This is a genomic window from Mesorhizobium sp. M0626, from assembly GCF_040320665.1.
Classification (GTDB): domain Bacteria; phylum Pseudomonadota; class Alphaproteobacteria; order Rhizobiales; family Rhizobiaceae; genus Mesorhizobium.
This window is the reverse complement of record NZ_JAMYQD010000035.1, coordinates 1-18082: the sequence shown is the minus strand read 5'-3', so window position 1 is coordinate 18082 and position 18082 is coordinate 1. Positions and strand designations below refer to the sequence as shown.

At 59.6% G+C, this 18082-nt stretch carries 16 protein-coding genes and 2 pseudogenes; 12 read left to right on the top strand and 6 right to left on the bottom strand.

What is annotated here, in order from left to right:
• Positions 1-565: 565 nt before the first annotated feature.
• Positions 566-1300, top strand: a complete 735-nt coding sequence (locus tag NKI37_RS30435) for an IclR family transcriptional regulator (RefSeq protein ID WP_023672588.1) — start codon at positions 566-568, stop codon at positions 1298-1300.
• Positions 1301-1479: 179 nt separating this feature from the next.
• Entirely contained in the window at positions 1480-2172 is a 693-nt protein-coding gene (locus tag NKI37_RS30430; RefSeq protein WP_023706696.1) for a tetratricopeptide repeat protein, read from the top strand.
• A 110-nt stretch (positions 2173-2282) separates the two neighbouring features.
• Here NKI37_RS30430 and NKI37_RS30425 read toward each other — a convergent pair whose 3' ends face one another.
• Both NKI37_RS30425 and NKI37_RS30420 read right to left on the bottom strand, forming a co-directional pair.
• Positions 2283-2543: a hypothetical protein gene (locus tag NKI37_RS30425; protein ID WP_352794648.1), complete on the bottom strand. Its 261-nt coding sequence runs from the start codon at positions 2541-2543 to the stop codon at positions 2283-2285.
• 8 nt (positions 2544-2551) lie between these two features.
• A complete protein-coding gene (locus tag NKI37_RS30420) occupies positions 2552-2998 on the bottom strand; it encodes a hypothetical protein (RefSeq protein ID WP_023706697.1) in 447 nt (148 codons plus the stop codon).
• Positions 2999-3567: 569 nt separating this feature from the next.
• Between NKI37_RS30420 and NKI37_RS30415 the strand changes: the two genes are divergently transcribed.
• From NKI37_RS30415 to NKI37_RS30390, 6 genes are all read left to right on the top strand, one after another.
• Positions 3568-4242 carry a response regulator transcription factor gene (locus NKI37_RS30415; protein WP_023673600.1) on the top strand — a complete coding sequence of 225 codons (675 nt, stop codon included), beginning with the start codon at positions 3568-3570 and terminating at the stop codon, positions 4240-4242.
• On the top strand, positions 4229-5635 hold the full coding sequence (locus tag NKI37_RS30410; protein ID WP_023706698.1) for a sensor histidine kinase: 1407 nt from the start codon (positions 4229-4231) through the stop codon (positions 5633-5635). Before NKI37_RS30415 ends, NKI37_RS30410 begins: the two co-directional genes overlap by 14 nt.
• The gene (locus NKI37_RS30405) at positions 5632-6735 is read left to right on the top strand and encodes an ABC transporter substrate-binding protein (protein ID WP_023706699.1); all 1104 of its coding nucleotides are present in this window, start codon (positions 5632-5634) and stop codon (positions 6733-6735) included. The genes NKI37_RS30410 and NKI37_RS30405 overlap by 4 nt, the downstream gene beginning before the upstream one ends.
• Before the next feature lie 213 nt (positions 6736-6948).
• Positions 6949-8052 carry an ABC transporter substrate-binding protein gene (locus NKI37_RS30400; protein WP_023682862.1) on the top strand — a complete coding sequence of 368 codons (1104 nt, stop codon included), beginning with the start codon at positions 6949-6951 and terminating at the stop codon, positions 8050-8052.
• Between the two features lie 120 nt (positions 8053-8172).
• Positions 8173-9843: an ABC transporter permease gene (locus tag NKI37_RS30395; protein ID WP_031202992.1), complete on the top strand. Its 1671-nt coding sequence runs from the start codon at positions 8173-8175 to the stop codon at positions 9841-9843.
• Positions 9836-10897, top strand: coding sequence for an ABC transporter ATP-binding protein (locus NKI37_RS30390; RefSeq protein WP_023706701.1), 1062 nt, complete (start codon positions 9836-9838; stop codon positions 10895-10897). Before NKI37_RS30395 ends, NKI37_RS30390 begins: the two co-directional genes overlap by 8 nt.
• Here the strand turns inward: NKI37_RS30390 and NKI37_RS30385 are convergent.
• Positions 10852-11214 (bottom strand): glycosyl hydrolase 108 family protein, encoded by a 363-nt coding sequence (locus tag NKI37_RS30385; RefSeq protein WP_245263832.1) that lies wholly within the window; start codon positions 11212-11214, stop codon positions 10852-10854. The two genes, NKI37_RS30390 and NKI37_RS30385, sit on opposite strands and share 46 nt — an antisense overlap.
• 346 nt (positions 11215-11560) lie before the next feature.
• Between NKI37_RS30385 and NKI37_RS32020 the strand changes: the two are divergent.
• Both NKI37_RS32020 and NKI37_RS30375 read left to right on the top strand, forming a co-directional pair.
• A pseudogene (locus NKI37_RS32020) lies at positions 11561-11782 on the top strand (CatB-related O-acetyltransferase); the annotation flags it as partial.
• Positions 11783-11969: 187 nt separating this feature from the next.
• The gene (locus NKI37_RS30375) at positions 11970-12191 is read left to right on the top strand and encodes a hypothetical protein (protein ID WP_023673607.1); all 222 of its coding nucleotides are present in this window, start codon (positions 11970-11972) and stop codon (positions 12189-12191) included.
• A gap of 180 nt (positions 12192-12371) precedes the next feature.
• On the opposite strand, the gene NKI37_RS30370 is transcribed toward NKI37_RS30375, so the two are convergent.
• Positions 12372-12524, bottom strand: a complete 153-nt coding sequence (locus NKI37_RS30370; protein ID WP_023673608.1) for a twin-arginine translocase TatA/TatE family subunit — start codon at positions 12522-12524, stop codon at positions 12372-12374.
• A 178-nt stretch (positions 12525-12702) separates the two neighbouring features.
• On the opposite strand from NKI37_RS30370, the pseudogene NKI37_RS30365 reads away from it, so the two are divergent.
• Positions 12703-12917: pseudogene (locus NKI37_RS30365) on the top strand (ParB N-terminal domain-containing protein); the annotation flags it as partial.
• Positions 12918-13160: 243 nt separating this feature from the next.
• Positions 13161-13592: a L,D-transpeptidase gene (locus NKI37_RS30360; RefSeq protein WP_023673610.1), complete on the top strand. Its 432-nt coding sequence runs from the start codon at positions 13161-13163 to the stop codon at positions 13590-13592.
• 509 nt (positions 13593-14101) lie between these two features.
• Here NKI37_RS30360 and NKI37_RS30355 read toward each other — a convergent pair.
• On the bottom strand, positions 14102-14470 hold the full coding sequence (locus NKI37_RS30355) for a hypothetical protein (RefSeq protein ID WP_023673611.1): 369 nt from the start codon (positions 14468-14470) through the stop codon (positions 14102-14104).
• 26 nt (positions 14471-14496) lie between these two features.
• Positions 14497-18082: beta strand repeat-containing protein (locus NKI37_RS30350; protein WP_352520142.1), on the bottom strand; the 3586-nt coding region annotated here is incomplete at its 5' end.

The window sequence follows — 18082 nt, the reverse complement described above, 5'->3', positions numbered from 1 at the left end:
CATTTCAGCCTACAAAAACTCAGACGACCGAGGGTTGTTACTGCCTATCCAAGGCGATCTTGCGCCGCGCCGATTCCGTCCTGAACGACTGTGGCTATAATGGCAGGCATCCAGGAACAGAGATGGCAAATGACGATTGGCCTGCTTGTTGCCATGAGCGCAGTGCCGCTCGCAAGCATTGTTTGAACAGTAGCGGTAGCCGATGATGTGGCCGCAACCCAGCGGTTCACGATCCGCGCCGGGGAAACAACGTTCCGCGACCATCCTGCTAAATCAGGATACCGGCCAACTTGGATGCTGGGAGGCTGCGACACAACTTGGAGCACCCGACGCGCCAGTATTGTGTCCCCCACATCATGTCCGACAGGACGCGACATTTAAAGATGCAGTAGGTCCTCTTTTTCCACGATCGTGTAGGATTTTCAGTTACCGACAGGATAATATGCTGAATGATGAAATGGCACTTTGCTTTTCGCGAGCGAGGTACTCCAAAGCTGAGCACGTGGGGACGTGATCAGGACCCGACATTCGCAACTGAGCTTTGGCGTTCAAAGGAACCAAACGCGTGAACCATCAGGCGGTGGAGCAAGCTGACACAAGAGCGGGAGGGGTTGAAGCTGTCGATCGCGCGCTTTCGATCCTCGGGTGCTTCACAGAGCATGACGAGGGTTTAAGCCTGGCTGAGATATCTTCTAGAACGGGCCTATACAAAAGCACGATCCTTCGGTTAACGGAATCCCTTGTCCGCAGTGGCTACATTGTTCGCATGGCGGACAAGCGCTTTGCTGTCGGCCCTACGCCGATGATATTGGCCTCATTCTACCGTCGTCGTTTTAAGATAGAGGCATTCGTTCGGCCTCTCCTTTTGAGCCTTGTCGAACAGGCGGGTGAAAGCGCATCGTTTTTTCGAAAGGAGGGAAATGACGGAATTTGCCTATTTCGCGCAGACTGTCGTCATTTGATCCGTGATCAAATCCGAGAGGGTGATGTGCTTTCGCTTGACGGTCACGCAGCTGGCCAAGTGCTTGCACGATTCAGTACCGCTAAGCCTAGGACGCGAACAGCTCTTATGGCGAAGATTCCGTTTATATCGCTCGGGAAGGGAGATTCCGAAACAGCTGCGATGGCCGTACCGGTTTTTTCAGGCAGCGAGGGCTTGATCGGAGCGCTGGCTGTTTCTGGGCCGCTGACCAGATTTACGCCGGAAAAGTTGGTCAGCATCAGACCGCTTTTGCTGGGTTTTGGCGAACGTCTATCGATATCCCTTGCGAGCAAACAATATGCACAAGCGCGCTCATAGAATGGTCGTGACCAGCACGTGTCTGCTTAAGGGAAGGGGAGTAGCAGTTGGGGCGGACTGGTGGCAAGCGAGGCTCCAAGTCGGTTACTCTCTGCTCTGTGGCAAGTGGTCCCGCCAAACATGACTGGAATCGACATCGGCCCCTTGCGGACATGACTGCCAGTGAGCGTCCAAGCATAATGCGCACCAATCAAAACGATAGTGACGATCTGATCCGCCGCGCTTTGGCCGCGTTCAATTCCGGCAATCATCGCCAAGCGATCGATGTGTGCGAATTGGGCCTGAAGCAGCACCCAGGCGACCCGGCGCTTTGCCATCTTCTGGCGGCTGTATTGTTCGCCAAGGCAGATCTGCCGGAGGCTCGTGCGCACATCGAAGCAAGCCTTGCCACTCGACCCGACAATGCGCCCGCCTTGATACTGGCATGCCGGATTGCCCGGGCCGAAGGCAGGTTTGAAGCGGCGTTTCAGTTCCTGGACCGCGCGGCAAGACTGTCATCTCAGGCGGAAATGCTCGTCGAACGGGCACGCACCTTCGATCAAGCAGGCGATGCCCCTGCGGCGAGCGCGTCCTGGACACTTGTCTTGCAACGGGATCCGAAATCCGGGGAGGCAGCGGCGCGCCTCGGGCGCCTTGCATGGCAGCGCCGAGCGGCTGTCGAGGCGGAAGGTCTGCTCGAACGCGCAGTCGCTGGCGGCGGGCATCCGTCGGCCTGGTTCGACCTCGGGCTGGTACGTCAGGACATGCGCAAGTTCGGCAGCGCTGCACAGGCCTATCGACGCGTGCTTGAGATGAGCCCGGCGCCCCGGAAGCGGCTGTCAATCTGGGTGTCGTCCTGCAGGAAACCGGCGACCTCGACGAGGCCATGGTAGCGTATTCATTAGCCTATGGTCTCAGCTCATCCACCTTCAGCGTCATCGCCATGGCGCTGACGTCGGCGCCAAGGGGCCGGCTGTGGCTTGATGAGAAAGCGCTGCGTCGCTCACTCGCTGGCGGAGCGTCCCCGCCTGGCGCGAAACCGCTTGCGGTAGACGCCGGGCGTTGACAGGACATCGGCGACCGTCTGCGCATAGGATGCCTGTCGCTTTTCGTCGAACACTTCGTATTCGAGCTGCGGCGCGGCCCGCGGAACCGCAAAGCACTGCGCGACTGGACTTCCTTTCCTGAGCACGCCAGAGAATCCGGGCTCCGTCCAGATCGCCGGGAAATTGATGCCCCCATCGCTGAACCGGTCGGAATCCACCAGGCCAGTCACCAGCCTGAAGGGAAGATCCTCGCGATTGACCGGATGCGTCGCGAAGAGCGACCAGCCGTCTCGATCTGTATGGTCCAGAAGCTGTTGAATTTGATAGCGGCTTGACCGGGAGTGGCAAACGGGCTGCCGGCGAGCTGCCCCGGCGTGTGGAAGCTCAAAGGCGCTCGGGGGTGGTTCTCAGTGACCGGGTCTGGAATCTGCCAGTCCCAGGAAAAGGTCCCTTTGTCGACGACGACGTCGCACGGCAGGAGGATCATGAAGCCATAGGTCATCGCATCGATAACGGGCGGGCACTGCTTGAGCGTGCGAATGTCGCGGCCGTGGATCGCCGAATAGGCAGTGGCGGGCATTGCGCGCAGCCAATCCGGTAGAGCACCGCGCGCGAGGATCGGGCGTGGCAAATGCTCGATCAACATCGGATCACATCGGAAAATGACACGCATCGTCGCCTCCCGGCGTTGCGGTACCACGATTGCCGATCACACTCCAAGCGGCGATAAGGTAAGGCAATGCTGCACTAACACCTTGGACAAATTGGCGAGTTTTTCTTCAATTCAGGCGAGACCCAGCCATTTGCTAGGCCAAGCTGTTCCAAAGGCTATCCGGAAGGGCGCAACGCAGTCAACAAACCGCCGCGTCACACATGACCAACGGCACAATCGCCACCAAGACTGCCGCGTTTGCGAGGATAAACGGAGGGCGCTGCCAAGCAACCAGGCAAAAGATGAAAATGACGACGCCAACGACAACAAGATGCAGGCGAAAAGTTCACCGTGTCTTTGCGAGAACGACAGTCGACATCGTAGCTTGCATTTTGTCGTCACGACAATCCGGGCATCCTGTCTCGCCTGATGCGCCCTCGTCGGCCGACAGTGTATGCGCAGATCAAAATGAAGGCAGACGGCATGGCGCAGCCAGTCGTTCGGATGATTGGAAGCTGAACAGCTGATATCCGCAGGTGCTGTCGAGCGCGACGCTTGATAGGCTACTGCTTCCGTGCAAATGCTCCGTCATGCGAATTCTCCTCGTCGAAGACACGCACGACGTTGGCGAGGCAATCAGCCGCCGCTTCGAAACGATCGGCCATGCGGTCGATTGGGAGACGGACGGTCGTGCTGCCGCAGAAATCCTCGGTTTCACCAGCTACGATCTCGTCATACTCGATGTCATGTTGCCCGGCCTCGACGGGTTCGAAATCGTTCGAAGGCTCCGGCAGGCAAGAAAGACGACCCCAGTTCTGATGTTGACGGCCCGTTCGGAGATAGAGGACCGCGTTGGCGCGCTCGATATCGGCGCCGACGACTATCTGGTCAAACCGTTCGATTTCCGCGAATTGGAAGCGCGCGCCCGTGTTCTGCTGCGGCGGAAAAGCGGCGAGGCGACCAACATCGTTCAGTGCGGCGATGTCGTGCTCGACCGCGCCAGCCGCTCGGTCCGGGTAGGCAGGCGCGAGGTGCAATTGAAACGACGCGAAATGACGTTGCTTGAGATACTGGCGTCGCGGCCAGGTCGCGTCTTCAGCAAGGATGAACTTATCGATCAGCTTTTTGGGTTTGACGAGCCGGTCAATCAGAACGCGATCGAACTTTATGTCGGCCGGCTGCGCAAGAAGCTGGAAGGCGCCAAGGCGCAGATCGTCACCGTGCGGGGCATGGGATATCAGCTGGCTTCCGATGATACCGGCTGAGCCTTCCCTTTTCACGCGCCTGGCGGTCCGCATCTCGCTGGTGCTGGGCCTGGGCGCGGCTCTTCTGGTGAGTGCGGCGTGGTACTACGCGCGAACCGCCGCCGATGACGCCTATGACCGGCTTCTGCTAGGTGCGGCGATCCAGATGGCGGACAGCCTTACGGTTGAATCCGGTTCACTCATCGTCAACTTGCCGGTATCGGCTTTTGAGCTCCTGGGCCTCGCCAGCCGCGACCGCATCTTCTATCGCGTGATCGATCCTTCCGGCGCGACGCTAACAGGTTATGCCGATCTGCAAACAGAAGTTGATCTGGCAGCAATACACGATGTCCCGGTATTGGAATCGGCGCGTTATCGCGGCGAACCGGTCCGCATAGCGGTGGTGGCTCGCGCTCTATCCGATCCCGCCGTATCCGGTTGGGCGCATGTCATCGTTGGGCAGACCACGGAAGCGCGCAGTGCGCTCGCGGGGGAGTTGACGCTCAGAGCGACCGTCCTCCTGGTAATCATGAGCATATTGGCATTGGCTGGGGCGATGGTGGCCATTCGCTATTCTCTGCAACCGGTCAAGCATCTGGGAGCGACGCTTCGCCGTCGTGATCCACAAGACCTTATGCCCGTGACAGTCGTCGTCCCGCGAGAATTGCGGCCTTTCGTTACTTCCATCAATTATTTCATGAGTCGGCTCGACGAGCGCGTGAAACTCCTGCAGCGCTTCATCGCCGACGCGGCGCACCAGATCAGAACGCCGCTGACGGCACTTACCGCGCAGCTCGATCTGTTGAGTCAAGCCAAGCTGGACAAGTCGAGCCGCCAGCATCTCGATCGCGTACAGCAGCGCGCCGGCGAACTTGCGCGCCTGACCAACCAGTTGCTCAGCCACGCCATGGTCATCCATCGTGCCGATTCCGTGCAGCTTCAGCCGCACCACCTGGCAGACGTCGCACGGCGCGCTTTCCGTGCGGCGGTTCCGATAACTATCGATCCGGACATCATCGTCTCCTTCGAGGCGCCTGACGATGAACCTGTCGTGCTTGCGGACGCCGTCAGCCTGCGTGAAGCGATCGTCAATATCATCGACAATGCCCTGCGCCACGGAGTGATGTCGCGCCTTGAGGTCAGGGTACGCAGCGACGGTACGCTTGCCCATGTCGAGGTCGAGGATGACGGACAGGGCATTCCGCCGAGCGAGTGGGAGCGAGTCACGCAGCGCTTCGAAACGTCCAAATCTCACGACGGCAGCGCAGGTCTGGGTTTCGCCATCGCGTCGGAGGTGGCGGCGGCTCACGGTGGCGCGCTGACCTTTCGCGAGAAAAGCGAGGATGGCGGGAAGCGCACGCAAGGGTTCACCGTCACCTTGACGTTGCCCATCGCCAGAGAGAAGGCAGGATGATAGCGAGAGCATTGCGGGCATTCACTTTACTGGCTGCAATCCTTTTGTGCGTCGATCAGGCGGCAAGAGCTGCTGAAGGAAGCAGCGCATTTTTCCCTTCGCCACAGCCGGAGAAGGATCGACTGTCGATCCACGCCGCGACCGATCTGGTGGCGATGGAACCCCTGATCCGGGACTTTCAGTCCGTTTTCCCCAACGTTGCAGTCGACTATGTTGAATATGTCACCAACGACTTGCAAAATAGTGCCAGCGAAGCCTGTCGGACGGGCGCGGTGCTGGGCGACATCTTGTTGTCGCCGTCGGTCGACCAACTCGTGAAGCTCGCCAATGACGGCTGCGCGGCGCCGCACGTGTCGGCGGAAACCGCGCATGTCGCCGACTGGGCAAACTGGCGCGACGAAGTATTCGGCTTTACCTACGAACCGGCCGTCTTCGTCTACAACGCCCGCCTCGTGCCGTCCGGCGACGTACCGCGCACCCACATCGAACTCGCCGATCTTCTTAGGCGGCGGATCGATTTTTATCGTGGGCGGGTCGGAACGTTCGACATCCGGCTTTCGGGCATCGGCTACCTATTGGCGTTCAGTGATGCGCGGCAGACGACCGCGGTCTACGGTCGGCTTCTGGAAAGCATGAGCCGAGCGGAAACCGTGGTTCGTTGTTGCACCGCGGAGACCCTTCAGGACGTTGCAAACGGGACCCTGTATATTGGCTACAATATGATCGGGTCATACGCCTATGCGGCGGCCAGGGACAATTCCGACTTAAGGGTCGTTGTCCCGCGGGACTATGCGCTGATACTCAGTCGTGGCGCGCTCATTCCGAAGACGGCACCGAGTATGGCCCTTGCCAAACGATTTCTCGACTACCTTCTGTCAGCCCGGGGACAGAAAGTCGCGAGGGAAAGTTCCTTTTTCTTCGCCGAGAATGGGCAATTGCCTGACGGAGCGGACGGCCCGGAAACACTTGGCGAGTCTGGTATCGCGCGCGCCATTCGCATCGGCCCTGCGTTACTTGCCGTACAGGACGAGGCGCTGCGCCGCCGCTTCATCGAAGATTGGAGCAAGTCGATGATCGGTGCCCAGGGCCAGCGACCGTGACCCCGCAGGATGCCGCTCCAAAATTTCAACAATCTCAGCGATATGTCGATGTGGCCGATCCGGCTGTCGTCGAGAAACTGAGCACGACCCATCGGGCCCAAGTCGGCTGAGCAAACCTCTACATTGCCGTGACAGGTTGGTGACAGGTCAGGATGATACTCGCCTTTTGTGCCTGGAGGAGGTACGATTTAGGCGAACTTGGAGGAGACCTCAATGAAAAATCGTCTTGCGACGATGACGGCCGTGCTTTCGCTGTCAGCCGCTTTCGCGACGCTTGCCCCCGCTGCCGAAATTCCCGCCGGGTATCCGGACAACTACAAGGATCTGGTGGCCGCCGCCACCGCGGAAGGACACCTCAGCATCTATTCGACGACCGATGCGGCGCTGGTCCAGCCCTTGCTCAAGGATTTCGAAGCAGCGTTCCCCGGGATTGCCGTAGAATATTCCGACCTCAATTCGACCGAACTCTACAATCGCGTCATTGCCGAAACCGCTTCGGGCCAAGGCACGGCGGATGTCGCCTGGTCTTCGGCTCCGGATCTGCAGATCAAACTTGCCGCAGACGGTTATGCGCAGGAGTACAAATCCGTCGAGGCGGCTCACGTTCCGGCCTGGGCGTCGTACAAGGGCATGATCTATGGTGCCACAGCCGACCCGGTGACTTTCGTCTACAACAAGCGTCTCGTGCCTGAAGGCGATGTTCCCGCAAGCCACGCCGATCTGCTCAAGCTGATGACCGGCAAGACCGCCGATTACGACGGCAAGATCGCGTCCTACGATCCGGAAAAGTCCGGGGTCGGCTTCTATTTCTACAACCAGGACGCCAAGACCTGGACCGATTCCTGGGCGCTCAACAAGGCTTTTGGCAAGGCCCATATCAAGCTCTACAGCTCCGCCGGCTCGATGATTGAGAAGGTCACGTCTGGCGAACATTCCATCGCCTACGGCATCTTCGGCTCGTATGGCCTCGCCAAACAGGCCAAGGACGAGAACCTTGGTGTGATAATCCCCAAGGATTATGTTTTAGTGACCACCCGCGCCACGGTCATTCCAGCGGAAGCCAAGGATCCCAATGCGGCGAAGTTGTTCGTCGACTATCTGCTGTCGGCGCGCGCGCAGAAGCTGATCGCCAACGACATCAAGCTCTATGCCGTTCGTGATGACGTTGAGGGGGCAACCACGCTGGCGTCCATAAAGGCCGCTGCCGGCGAAAATGTTCATCCGATCGCGCTCGACGACAAACTGCTCGAAGGCCTGGACGAGACGACACGGCTGGCGTTCCTCAACGAGTGGCAGAAAGCCATGAAGGGCGAGTAATCGCCTGATCGGGAGTGCCGCCACAATCGGCTCTTCCGCCTTTCTTGCTGTTAAGAACCATCGGAACGGCGCGCTTGCGCTCTTGCTAGCGGACGGCCCCCGGCTTTGTTCGAGGCGATCATGCCCTTCCGCGTCTTTCGTGTCAGCACCAATCTCCTCGCCATCCTGGTGGTGTTGGCGCCGGTAACGCTGATCATCTACCAGAGTTTTCTGTCCGGCCCGTTCTTCCAGAAGACCGCGCATCTGTCGCTGAAGGCTTATAGCTTCATCCTTGCAGATGCGGATTTCTGGCTGGCGCTGACGACTTCGCTCAAGCTCGCGGTGGGGATGACATTGATCGCCGTTCCGGTGGGAATCCTGCTGGCGTTCATCATCGTGCGTACCGACGTGCCGGGCAAGCGCTGGCTGGAGCCGATCATCCTCATCCCGGTGTTCATGTCGGCGGTAGTGCTGGCCTTCGGCTATGTGATGACGTTGGGACCAGTCGGCTTCGTCTCGCTGGCGGTCAAGTCGGTGATTGGCTACGTGCCTTGGAATGTCTATTCGGTGACATCGATCGCGATTATCGCCGGGCTCACCCATGTCCCGCATGTCTATCTCTATGCGTCGGCGGCGCTGCGCAATGTCGGCGCCGACCTGGAAGAGGCGGCACGCATCGTCGGCGCCGGCCCCTGGCGCGTCGCCGCCAGCGTGTCGCTGCCCATGGTGATGCCGGTGGTGCTTTATGCGGCGGTTCTAGTGTTCTTCCTTGGTTTCGAACTTTTCGGCCTGCCACTGGTGCTTGGCGATCCGGAAGGGGTGTTGGTTCTCGCCACCTATCTCTACAAGCTCACCAACAAGCTCGGGGTTCCTTCCTACCAGTTGATGGCCGTAGTGGTGGTGGCGATCATCATGATCGCGCTTCCGCTGGTGGTGCTGCAGCGCTACATGCTGCGCAATGCCAGCCGCTATGTGTCTGTCAAGGGCAAGGGCAGCCGGCACAACCCCATTCGGCTGGGCGCGCTTCGCTGGCCGGCCTTCGCGCTCGTAGTGGCATGGTTCGCGGCCACGGTGATCATACCGGTGGGCGGCGTCGCAATTCGCTCGCTGGTGACAAGCTGGGGCGTCGGGGTGAACATCTTCGAGGTGCTGACGTTAGATCACTATCGCGATCTCGCTGACTATCCGAATGTCGTCAGCGCCATTGTCAACACGGTCGGTGTTGCGGTCATCGGCGGTGCGGCTTCGATCGCGGCCTATACCGCCGTGGCACTCGCCGGTCACCGCTCGAACGCACCCCTGACCAAAGTCGTCGACTACGTGGCCATGATACCGCGGGCGATGCCGGGTATTGTGGCTGGCCTCGCCATGCTGTGGATCTTTCTGTTCTTCAAGCCGATCGCGCCCCTGCGTGCCACGATGATCTCGGTGTGGCTTGCCTATACCATTGTCTGGTTCGCCTATGGCATGCGACTGATTTCCGGAACGCTCCTGCAGATCGGCAAGGAACTCGAGGAAGCCGGCCGGTCAGTTGGCGCCAGCGAAGGCCGGGTCGCCAGGGACATCACGCTGCCGCTCATCCGTGGCGGGATGTTCTCGGCCTGGCTGCTGATCTTCCTGATCTTCGCGCGTGAATATTCGACCGGCGTTTATCTGCTCGGGCCGGGAACCGAAGTGATCGGCTCGCTCATGGTTTCCCTGTGGGGCACCGGCGCGATCGATCTGGTCTCCGCTCTCGCCGTCATCAACACCGTCATCATCGTGACCGGTCTCGCCGTAGCGATGCGCTTTGGAGTCCGCCTCAATGACTGACATCATCATAGACGGCCTGCGCCTCAGTTACGGCACCCTCGAGATCCTGAAAGGTGTGTCCTTCTCGGTCGAACCAGGCCAGATTGTCGCCTTGCTCGGCGCCTCCGGGTCCGGCAAGACGACGCTCTTGCGAGCGGTCGCCGGTCTGGAAACACCCAACCGCGGCAAGATACTGCTCGGTGACAGGCCGCTTTTCGACGCGGAGCAGAACATCAATCTGGCGCCGGAAACGCGCGGTCTCGGGCTGGTATTCCAGTCCTATGCGCTGTGGCCGCACCGGACGGTGTCGGAGAATGTGGGTTATCCGCTGAAGCTGCGCAAAGTGTCTCGGGCGGATCTTGCCAGCCGCGTCCAGAAGGCTTTGGACAGCATAGGCCTCGGCAAACTAGGTGAGCGCTATCCGCACCAGCTCTCCGGCGGGCAGCAACAGCGCGTCGCGTTGGCCCGCGCGCTGGTCTACGAGCCGAACGTGATCTTGCTCGACGAGCCGCTGTCCAATTTGGACGCCAAGCTGCGCGAGGAAGCGCGGATCTGGTTGCGTCGCCTCATCACCAATCTCGGCCTATCGGCACTGTGCGTCACCCATGACCAGGTCGAAGCGATGGCGCTCGCCGACCGCATCCTGCTGCTCAATGGCGGCCAGATCGAACAGGACGGAACGCCCAAACAAATCTACAACAGGCCGAAGAGTCTGTTTGCAGCAGAGTTTATGGGCGCCAGCAATCGCCTTGACGGCGTGGTCGCCGCCATCAAGGGCAACCGTGCGGAAATTGTCGCGAACGGCATCCATCTCGTGGGCAGTGCTCAGGAGGAGCTGACCGTCGGCACCAAAGTCACCGCACTCGTCCGGCTTGAGCGGGTGACGTGGTCCGGGAAGGACGGCCCGGGGCGTATTGCCATGACCTGCGTCGAGAGCCTTTTCCTCGGCGACCGGCACGAGGTGATTTTCGAAGGCAATGACCTGACGGTCCGGACTTATTCCCGCGATGCCCTTCCGTCCGGCCAGTACTACGTTGAATTCCCCGTCGAGGACCTGATGGTTTTCGCGGCGTAACGCGGGAGCCGAACGCTGGGCACGACCAAGTAATTTGATGCGGGCATTGAAGTTCGACCACCCGCTACCGCGAACGGCGACCACAAAAATTCCGCCGGGAAGAAGAAGCCGTTCGCGGCAACGAGCCGGTCGTAAATCTCGTTCAGCTCGTCGGTCGTGACGCTTTTGACCGAGCGCTTTGTATGGCCCTTGCCGACCCAGCAAGCGTCATAGACGCGCTGGGTGACGCCCTTCAATGTTGGGCCACCAGGATCATTCTTATTGTTTTGAATAGTCGCCTTCGTGCGCGAGCACCTTGGCAAGCGATTCCTTCTCACGGGAAACTGCCATTACAAATCCTCTTGGGTTGTGTTGATGCGTGTTTTCCGGCTATGCCATTCGGCAGAGGCGGATCGAAGAATGTCGGCTATTTCGAAGTGGATTCGGGACGCACGTGCGAAATTGCCCGAGCATGTTTCTGTCGGCCGCCACACCTATGGCGTCACTTGGCGGAAGGTGCTTTTCCCAACTAATGAATCTCCCCTAGACGTGGGGAGCTTCTGCTCAGTTGCTGGCCAAGTCCTCTTCATGTGTACTGGTCAACACCAGACAAAGAGTGCCACTTCATTCCCGATTTATAGCCGCCTCCTGAAGCAGCCTGAGCCGATACCCAACGCCGGAAAGCCTGGAGGCATTACGATTGGCAACGATGTTTGGATTGGCCACGGCGCCATCATATTGCCAGGCGTGACCGTTGGCGATGGCGCCGTTGTGGGTGCCGGCTCCGTGGTCACCAAGTCTGTCGAGCCGTATTCAATAGTCGCCGGCAATCGTGCACGAGTCATCCGCAGTCGGTTCCCTACTGATGTCATTGCACAGTTGCTGGAAATAAAGTGGTGGCTATGGGAAGAAGATAAGATCAAGAGCGAGGCAGCTATTCTCACCGGTCCGATCGAGACTTTCATTGCTAAGCACGCGACCAGAACCAAGTCGGTGTCGAGCCGGAAGGTCTAGCGATCTGGGCCATCGGCGCGATGCGATGTCGTCACGCCTGAACCTTCCTGGGAACAAGGGATTGGTGTAGAAACGATCGATGAGAAATTTTACGCTGAAATTGCTCTACCAGTATGATGCCTATTTCGCGGGGCTGGCTGCAGCGGCGACCGGCCTATCTGCCTACAGATTGGGTGCCGGATACTGGCTCTCAGGCATTGCCGCGCTGGCTATTTTCCTGTTCGTCGCCATAGCGGTTGACCAATATTTTCTCTGGTCATTCGATAATTACCGCGACCGGCAAAACAGCAGGACCAGATAATCATCAGGCCCAAGCCCCTACATCAAATGGGTTGTGGAGCAAAATTAGGTATTGCTGGGCGGCCGAAAGGACTTGGTCGGGTACATCGCCTACGGCGACAAGGAATTATACCACCGCGGCGTAGGCGCGAAGATGATTGCAGGATGGAGCGCTCGGACCAGGCTGAGGGCATCCGCATCGTCACTGTAAACTTCCGAAATCACCAGCGATCCGATTGAATGTCTTCATCATCGCCCCTGGCGATCGCATGACTTTTGGAAGCTCCTCTGGCCCGAAAACAACCAGCGCCACCACAAAGATGACCACCAGGTGGGTGATGCCAAATCCGAACATCGGTTCGGACTCTCGCGCACATCGCCGGTAGCGACAATCTCTCCGCGGTTTTGCGACCGATCCGGTTGAACGCCTCGATCGACACCGCCAAGCCCGGTCATCAAACCGCTCGTATGGGCCATTCCACCATGAGGCCGCGCGATTGCCGTTCATATTTCGGGCCATGTGGAACGCCCGTCAACCCCTGCAAAACCTTGTGGTGAAGCCGGAGCTTGACGGCGAAAGTGCGGAAACCGGCTTCCATTTAGTCAGCATCTGGCGAAGGCCGCAGGGTCGAGCAGTTGCTTCGCGTAAAAACGCAAGCAGATCAAGATGACCGAACCGATCCGCTGTGTCATCGACACCGTGAACGATCCGCACGAAATCAGCCTCGATGAGAATATCACGCGCGAGGTAACCAGCTTCAGGTGTTGTTCGTTCATCCGACGATTTGAGCAGTGGACGGGGTGGTTGTGCAAGCCTGCCGCCTACATCGATTGTGCGTGTCGTCGCGGCAGCTATGACGGGAAATCGTTCAAATCCGCTGCTTTAGATTGGCGATTTCGTCAAAGACTGTGTGTTACGCCACTCACCTGCCGCTAAAGATGAAGAAACCGCGCGATGGCAGTCAGGCAAAGGGCATAAAAGGGTGATCTCATGAACAGAGTTGTTCTCATGGCGGTAGCACTTGCTGCGATGCTGTTCGGCACGTCTGTCGAAGGCAAGGCCGCGGGCCTGGTCGCCACCATTGATGTATCTTCGCAGACCATGACTGTCAGCCGCTATGGTCAAGTGCTTTACCGATGGAGCGTATCCACCGCCCGCAAGGGTTACATCACCCCGCGCGGCGCCTATCGGCCGCAACGGACAGCGCGGATGTGGTATTCGCGCAAATACGACATGTCGCCTATGCCTTATTCGGTATTCTTCCGTGGCGGCTATGCCATTCATGGCACCGGCGCGGTGAGATACCTTGGACGCCCGGCGTCGCATGGCTGTGTCCGCTTGCACACCGCCAATGCCGCGACCTTCTATTCAATGGTGCGGGAAGTTGGCTTCGGCAACACGCGGATCGTCGTCACCGACTGAGGCTCGGCGCCGACGAAAAGACACCCACGGCAAGCGGCCGTGCCCGCCTTTGGCTGGCTCTCGCCCGGCGAGATGGTCAACGACTTCACGGAGATCACGCCGGGGCCGTTGATGATGCGTGCTGCAGTTCGTCGGCCATATTGCGGCTTCCGCGCACCAGGCGCGCTCAATCCGCTCGACGGCTTACCCGCAGTCGGGGCACGAATGGGTTGGGTCAGGCGTCCGGACTAAGCCGACGGCGTTGGAATCCACCGGTTGCGGTGGGCCAAGATCAGCTAGTAGTCATCCGTTTTCGAACAATTGCCCGTGCGAAAAGTTCCCGAACTGCATGACAGCGAACCGGCCGCGTTGACCCGGATAAAGCGTGTGGCTCAAGGGCAGGTCGTTCCAGCCAATTGACACGGGCTTCAGGGGCAGAAATGGCCAGTACGATCGCTCCAGCAATCGCTCTCGACAATCTCCCGTCGGCTGTCATCGTCAGCCTGTCGGCGCGACTTGATCCCTTCCGGTCAGTTCATGTACTCGACCATGCGGTCGTGGAAGCACTCGCACTTGTTGAGGGTGTCTTCGTCCTTGTAGTTCGTCTTGAGATAACCATAGGCCATGCCGCAGGCGACCTTGGCTTCCGACGCCCAGATGAAGGCGGGGCGGGACGAATTGATCCATTCCGAGCTGTTGGCGACGGCCACCGACTCGTCCATCAGCTTCACCACCTCGGTCTTGAGATCGACGATGTTGTCGTTCAACACCAAATTCGACGTGCCGACGGTCCGGCAATAGTCGGCCACCGGCCCTTCGATAATGTCGGCGGCCTGAAGTCCTGTCGCGCATATCGACAGCAGCCCGGCTCCGAAAGCCACTCGCAAAACTCTGTTCATGCTCCTCACCCCGTCCCTTTCGCCCCTTAGACCACGTCCGTCTTGGTGCCGTGGCTGTCATCGTAGAGTATTTTGACCGCATCGGCGGCGCTGTGGAATGTGTAGTTCTCCAGCACGGCGACCGTATGATAGTTGTCGCCGCCGCCGTCGGTATCGACCTTGACCTCGGCATTGGCCGAGGACTGCGCGATCTCCACGAAGCCGCCGCCTACGAGATCGGTGACGCCAGCCAAGCCTTTGAGCAACGAGGAAAGATCAAGCTGGTCGCCATCGTGGAAGTCTGCGATCAGGTCGGCTACCTCGAGCGAGCCGATGGTGAAGGTCCTTGTGCCATCGGAGGCAACGGACGTTTCCACGGGCGCAACAAGTGAGGTGTTGAGTTCGACCTCGATATAGTTGCCGGTCGTGCCGTCGGCCATCTGGAAGGTGCCGTTGCTTGCCACGGCCTGCCCATCGATTTCGCCGACAGCGGAGGTCGTTGTCGTGCTGATCGAAATAATACCGTTATCAGCAAGGTGTGACAATTCCCCAGAGTCACTGATGCCGTTGGCGTTGGCGTCCTTCCAGATCAGCAGGCTGCTGAAGGCATCGTCGTATTGATCGATGACGCCGTCATGATTGCTGTCGAGCGATGCAAGTGCCGCCGCGCCGCTGGCGAAATGGCCGCCGCCGAAACTCGGCGTAAACAGCTCGGTGCCATCATCGATCTTGCCGTTATGGTTGAGGTCGATCGCCAGCATGCCGTCGTTCGAGGTGTTCCAGGCAATTTGGTCTTTGGTTCCGTCACCATTGATGTCAAACTGGACGCCATGGCTGACGTCGGAGAAGGCGAAGCCATCATGGTTCAGATCCAGGATAATCGGATCGACCGATCCGCCGATCAGGGTGTTCAGGTTCGCTACCGTGACGTTCTGGAGATCGACCAGTGCTCCTACGCCGGCATTGGTGGTTGTCTGGGTATAGACGAACGTATGATTTACGCCCGAGATGGTTGCCGTGAATGCGAGCGTCGCCCCGGCGTTTCCGATGTCTGTGCCCATGAGATATTGGACAGCCGCCGCGAGAGCTGCGGTTGAGGTGATAGCCAACGGCGAGCCGCCGGCATCTGTTCCGAAGAAACTGGCGATGCCGTTGGTGACCGAATGAGATTCCACTGTATCTCCGCCGATCGTCAATACGGAGTCTCCTGCTCCGTCGACAAGGCCGGCGGTGGCGGCCACCAGAGTCCCTGGCAGGGCCAACTTGTCGGTCCCGGCGACGAAGTCAGTGATGATGTCATAGCCGGTGATCGTCCCGGCATTGCCGGTTCCGCCTATAACGGGTGTCGAATCCCCAGTCCCGATCAGGAAGGTGTCGGCGCCGGCGCCGCCCGTCAGGAAATCGTTGCCGCCCCGTCCGATAATGATGTCGTTTCCACCGCCACCGGACAGATGATCGACACCGGACGTACCATAGATCTGGTCGGCCAATGTGGCGTCGCCATTCACCGTGATGCCGGGATCGCCCGGATCATGCGAGAAGAAGGAGAAGCTGACCGAGCGCGCCTGGTAATTGCCACCACTATTGTCGAAGTAAGACAGCGTCCATGAGTCGCCGGCTGTAGGTGGGTGTGCGATCAAATAGCTGGCAAGCGTCGTGGAGGTGGCGTTGCCGCTGCCGTCCAGAAGGAAGATATGGTCGTAGTCGACAGTTGCCTTCATCAGGCCGGTGGCCGGATCGTAGAACCAGCTCTGTTCGAATGTTCCGGCGGTCAGATCGTCTTCGACAACTGCGAAATGGTTGGTGCCTATGACTATCTCGACCTGGACTTCCTGTTCGCGATGCGATCCCGCACTGCTGTCTCCGAACACGCCGGGATTTCGCTCCGCTACAGGTATCGGCGTTACGAAGGGCGACTCTTGAAAGTCGGTATAGACTACTAGAGTCGCGCTATGAGGATCGGCGATTATAGCATTTACCGTGGCTTGTGACAGGGCCAGGGTCGTGACCTGATCATTTCCCGAGGTAAGAGGGCTGCTGCCATTGCCCACCTGAGCAGTGTCGCTGGGCAGACTGGTCGGGGGCACTTCGTGGATGCCGACAGTCTGGACAGTCGTGGCGGTGCCATCGAAGACATTCAGCGTAAGGTTGGTGTTGACAGTATCGGTTACCGTGGCGGTTGGTGTGTAGACCAGGTTACCCAGCAGGTTGATGCCACCGGACGGATTGTAGAGCACGGTGCCGGTTGTCAGGGCGACATAGGTCACGCCGTTGTAGTAGAACACCCCAGTCGGGATCGTCCCTGTTGCGGTGACGATCAGGTTGTCGCCATCCGCATCCGTCGGGATCGAGACCAGCAGCGGATATCCATTGGGATAAGTCGGCGTGCCAAGGGTCTGCTGCCCCGGGTCGCTCGACATCCAGTTCTGGGTGCTGGCAACAACCGGTGCATCGTTGACGTCCGTCAGGTTGATGGTCAATGTCGTCGTCGAGAAGTCGCCGTCGCCGTCCTTGATTGTGTAGACGAACACGTCCGTGGTGTTCGCGTTAATGCTGTGAGCCGTCGACTGGTAGGTGTAGGAGCCGTCGACGTTGAGGTGAAGCGTGCCGTGCAGGCCCACAATGTCGGTGTTGACGCCACCTGATACTGCTGTCGTGGTGTTGCCGCCCGCCGCCCGTACGCCATCGATCGTGGCCCCGTCGGCGCCGGCGACGTCATTGACGAGCACGCCTGCCGCCGCCAATACGGTGAGCAAAGCGCCCTCGTTGACATTGCCGGTATCGGCATGCGCCGTCGGCACGTCGTCGATGATGTTGATGACCAGGTTGCCGGCCGGTGCGCTGTCGCCGTCAGTGTCGGTGACGACGACTGCGAAGCTGGCGGTGGTGTTGTCGCCGGTGGTGTTGTCGACGAGCGTGTAGGAATAGCTGATCGTGCCGGCGCCGGTGGCCGGATTGTAGACATAGCTTGCCGTCAGCGAGCCGGTGGCGTCGGTGAAGGTCTGCGCGGCGCCGGTCAGCACATGGCCGCCGAGCGAGACTACCGACACGCCGTCCGGCGAAGTGAAGCCGATGGTGCCCGAGGTGGTCTCCGAGTTGGCGGCAGCGTTCGAGCCCGCGGACTCGCCGCCGCGTGCCGGAAGGCCGGCCTCATAGACGGTGGTCGAGGCAAGGCCCGGCGCCGGAATGCTGTCGGTCGGCGTCGAGTCGCCGATCGAGATGGTCAGCGTGGTGTGCGAGGTGTCGCCGTCGCCATCCTTGATGGTGTAGGTGAAGACGTCGTCGTGGCCGCCCTGCGAGCCGGCATCGCGTACATAGGAGTAGGAGCCGTCGGCGTTAAGCGTCAGCTTGCCGTAGGTGCCCTGGATCTGCACGCCGAGCGAGCCGGTGAAGTCGGCATTGGTGTCGCCGGCCTGGACGCCAACCACCGCTGCGCCGTCTGCACCCAGGACATCGATGCCGGTCACCGGCGAGGTGGTGCCCACCGCCGTCAGCACGTTGCCGGCCTCGGCCGTGAACTGGTTGGAGGCTACACTGTCGGTATCGGCATGCGCCGTCGGCACGTCGTCGATGATGTTGATGACCAGGTTGCCGGCCGGTGCGCTGTCGCCGTCAGTGTCGGTGACGACGACT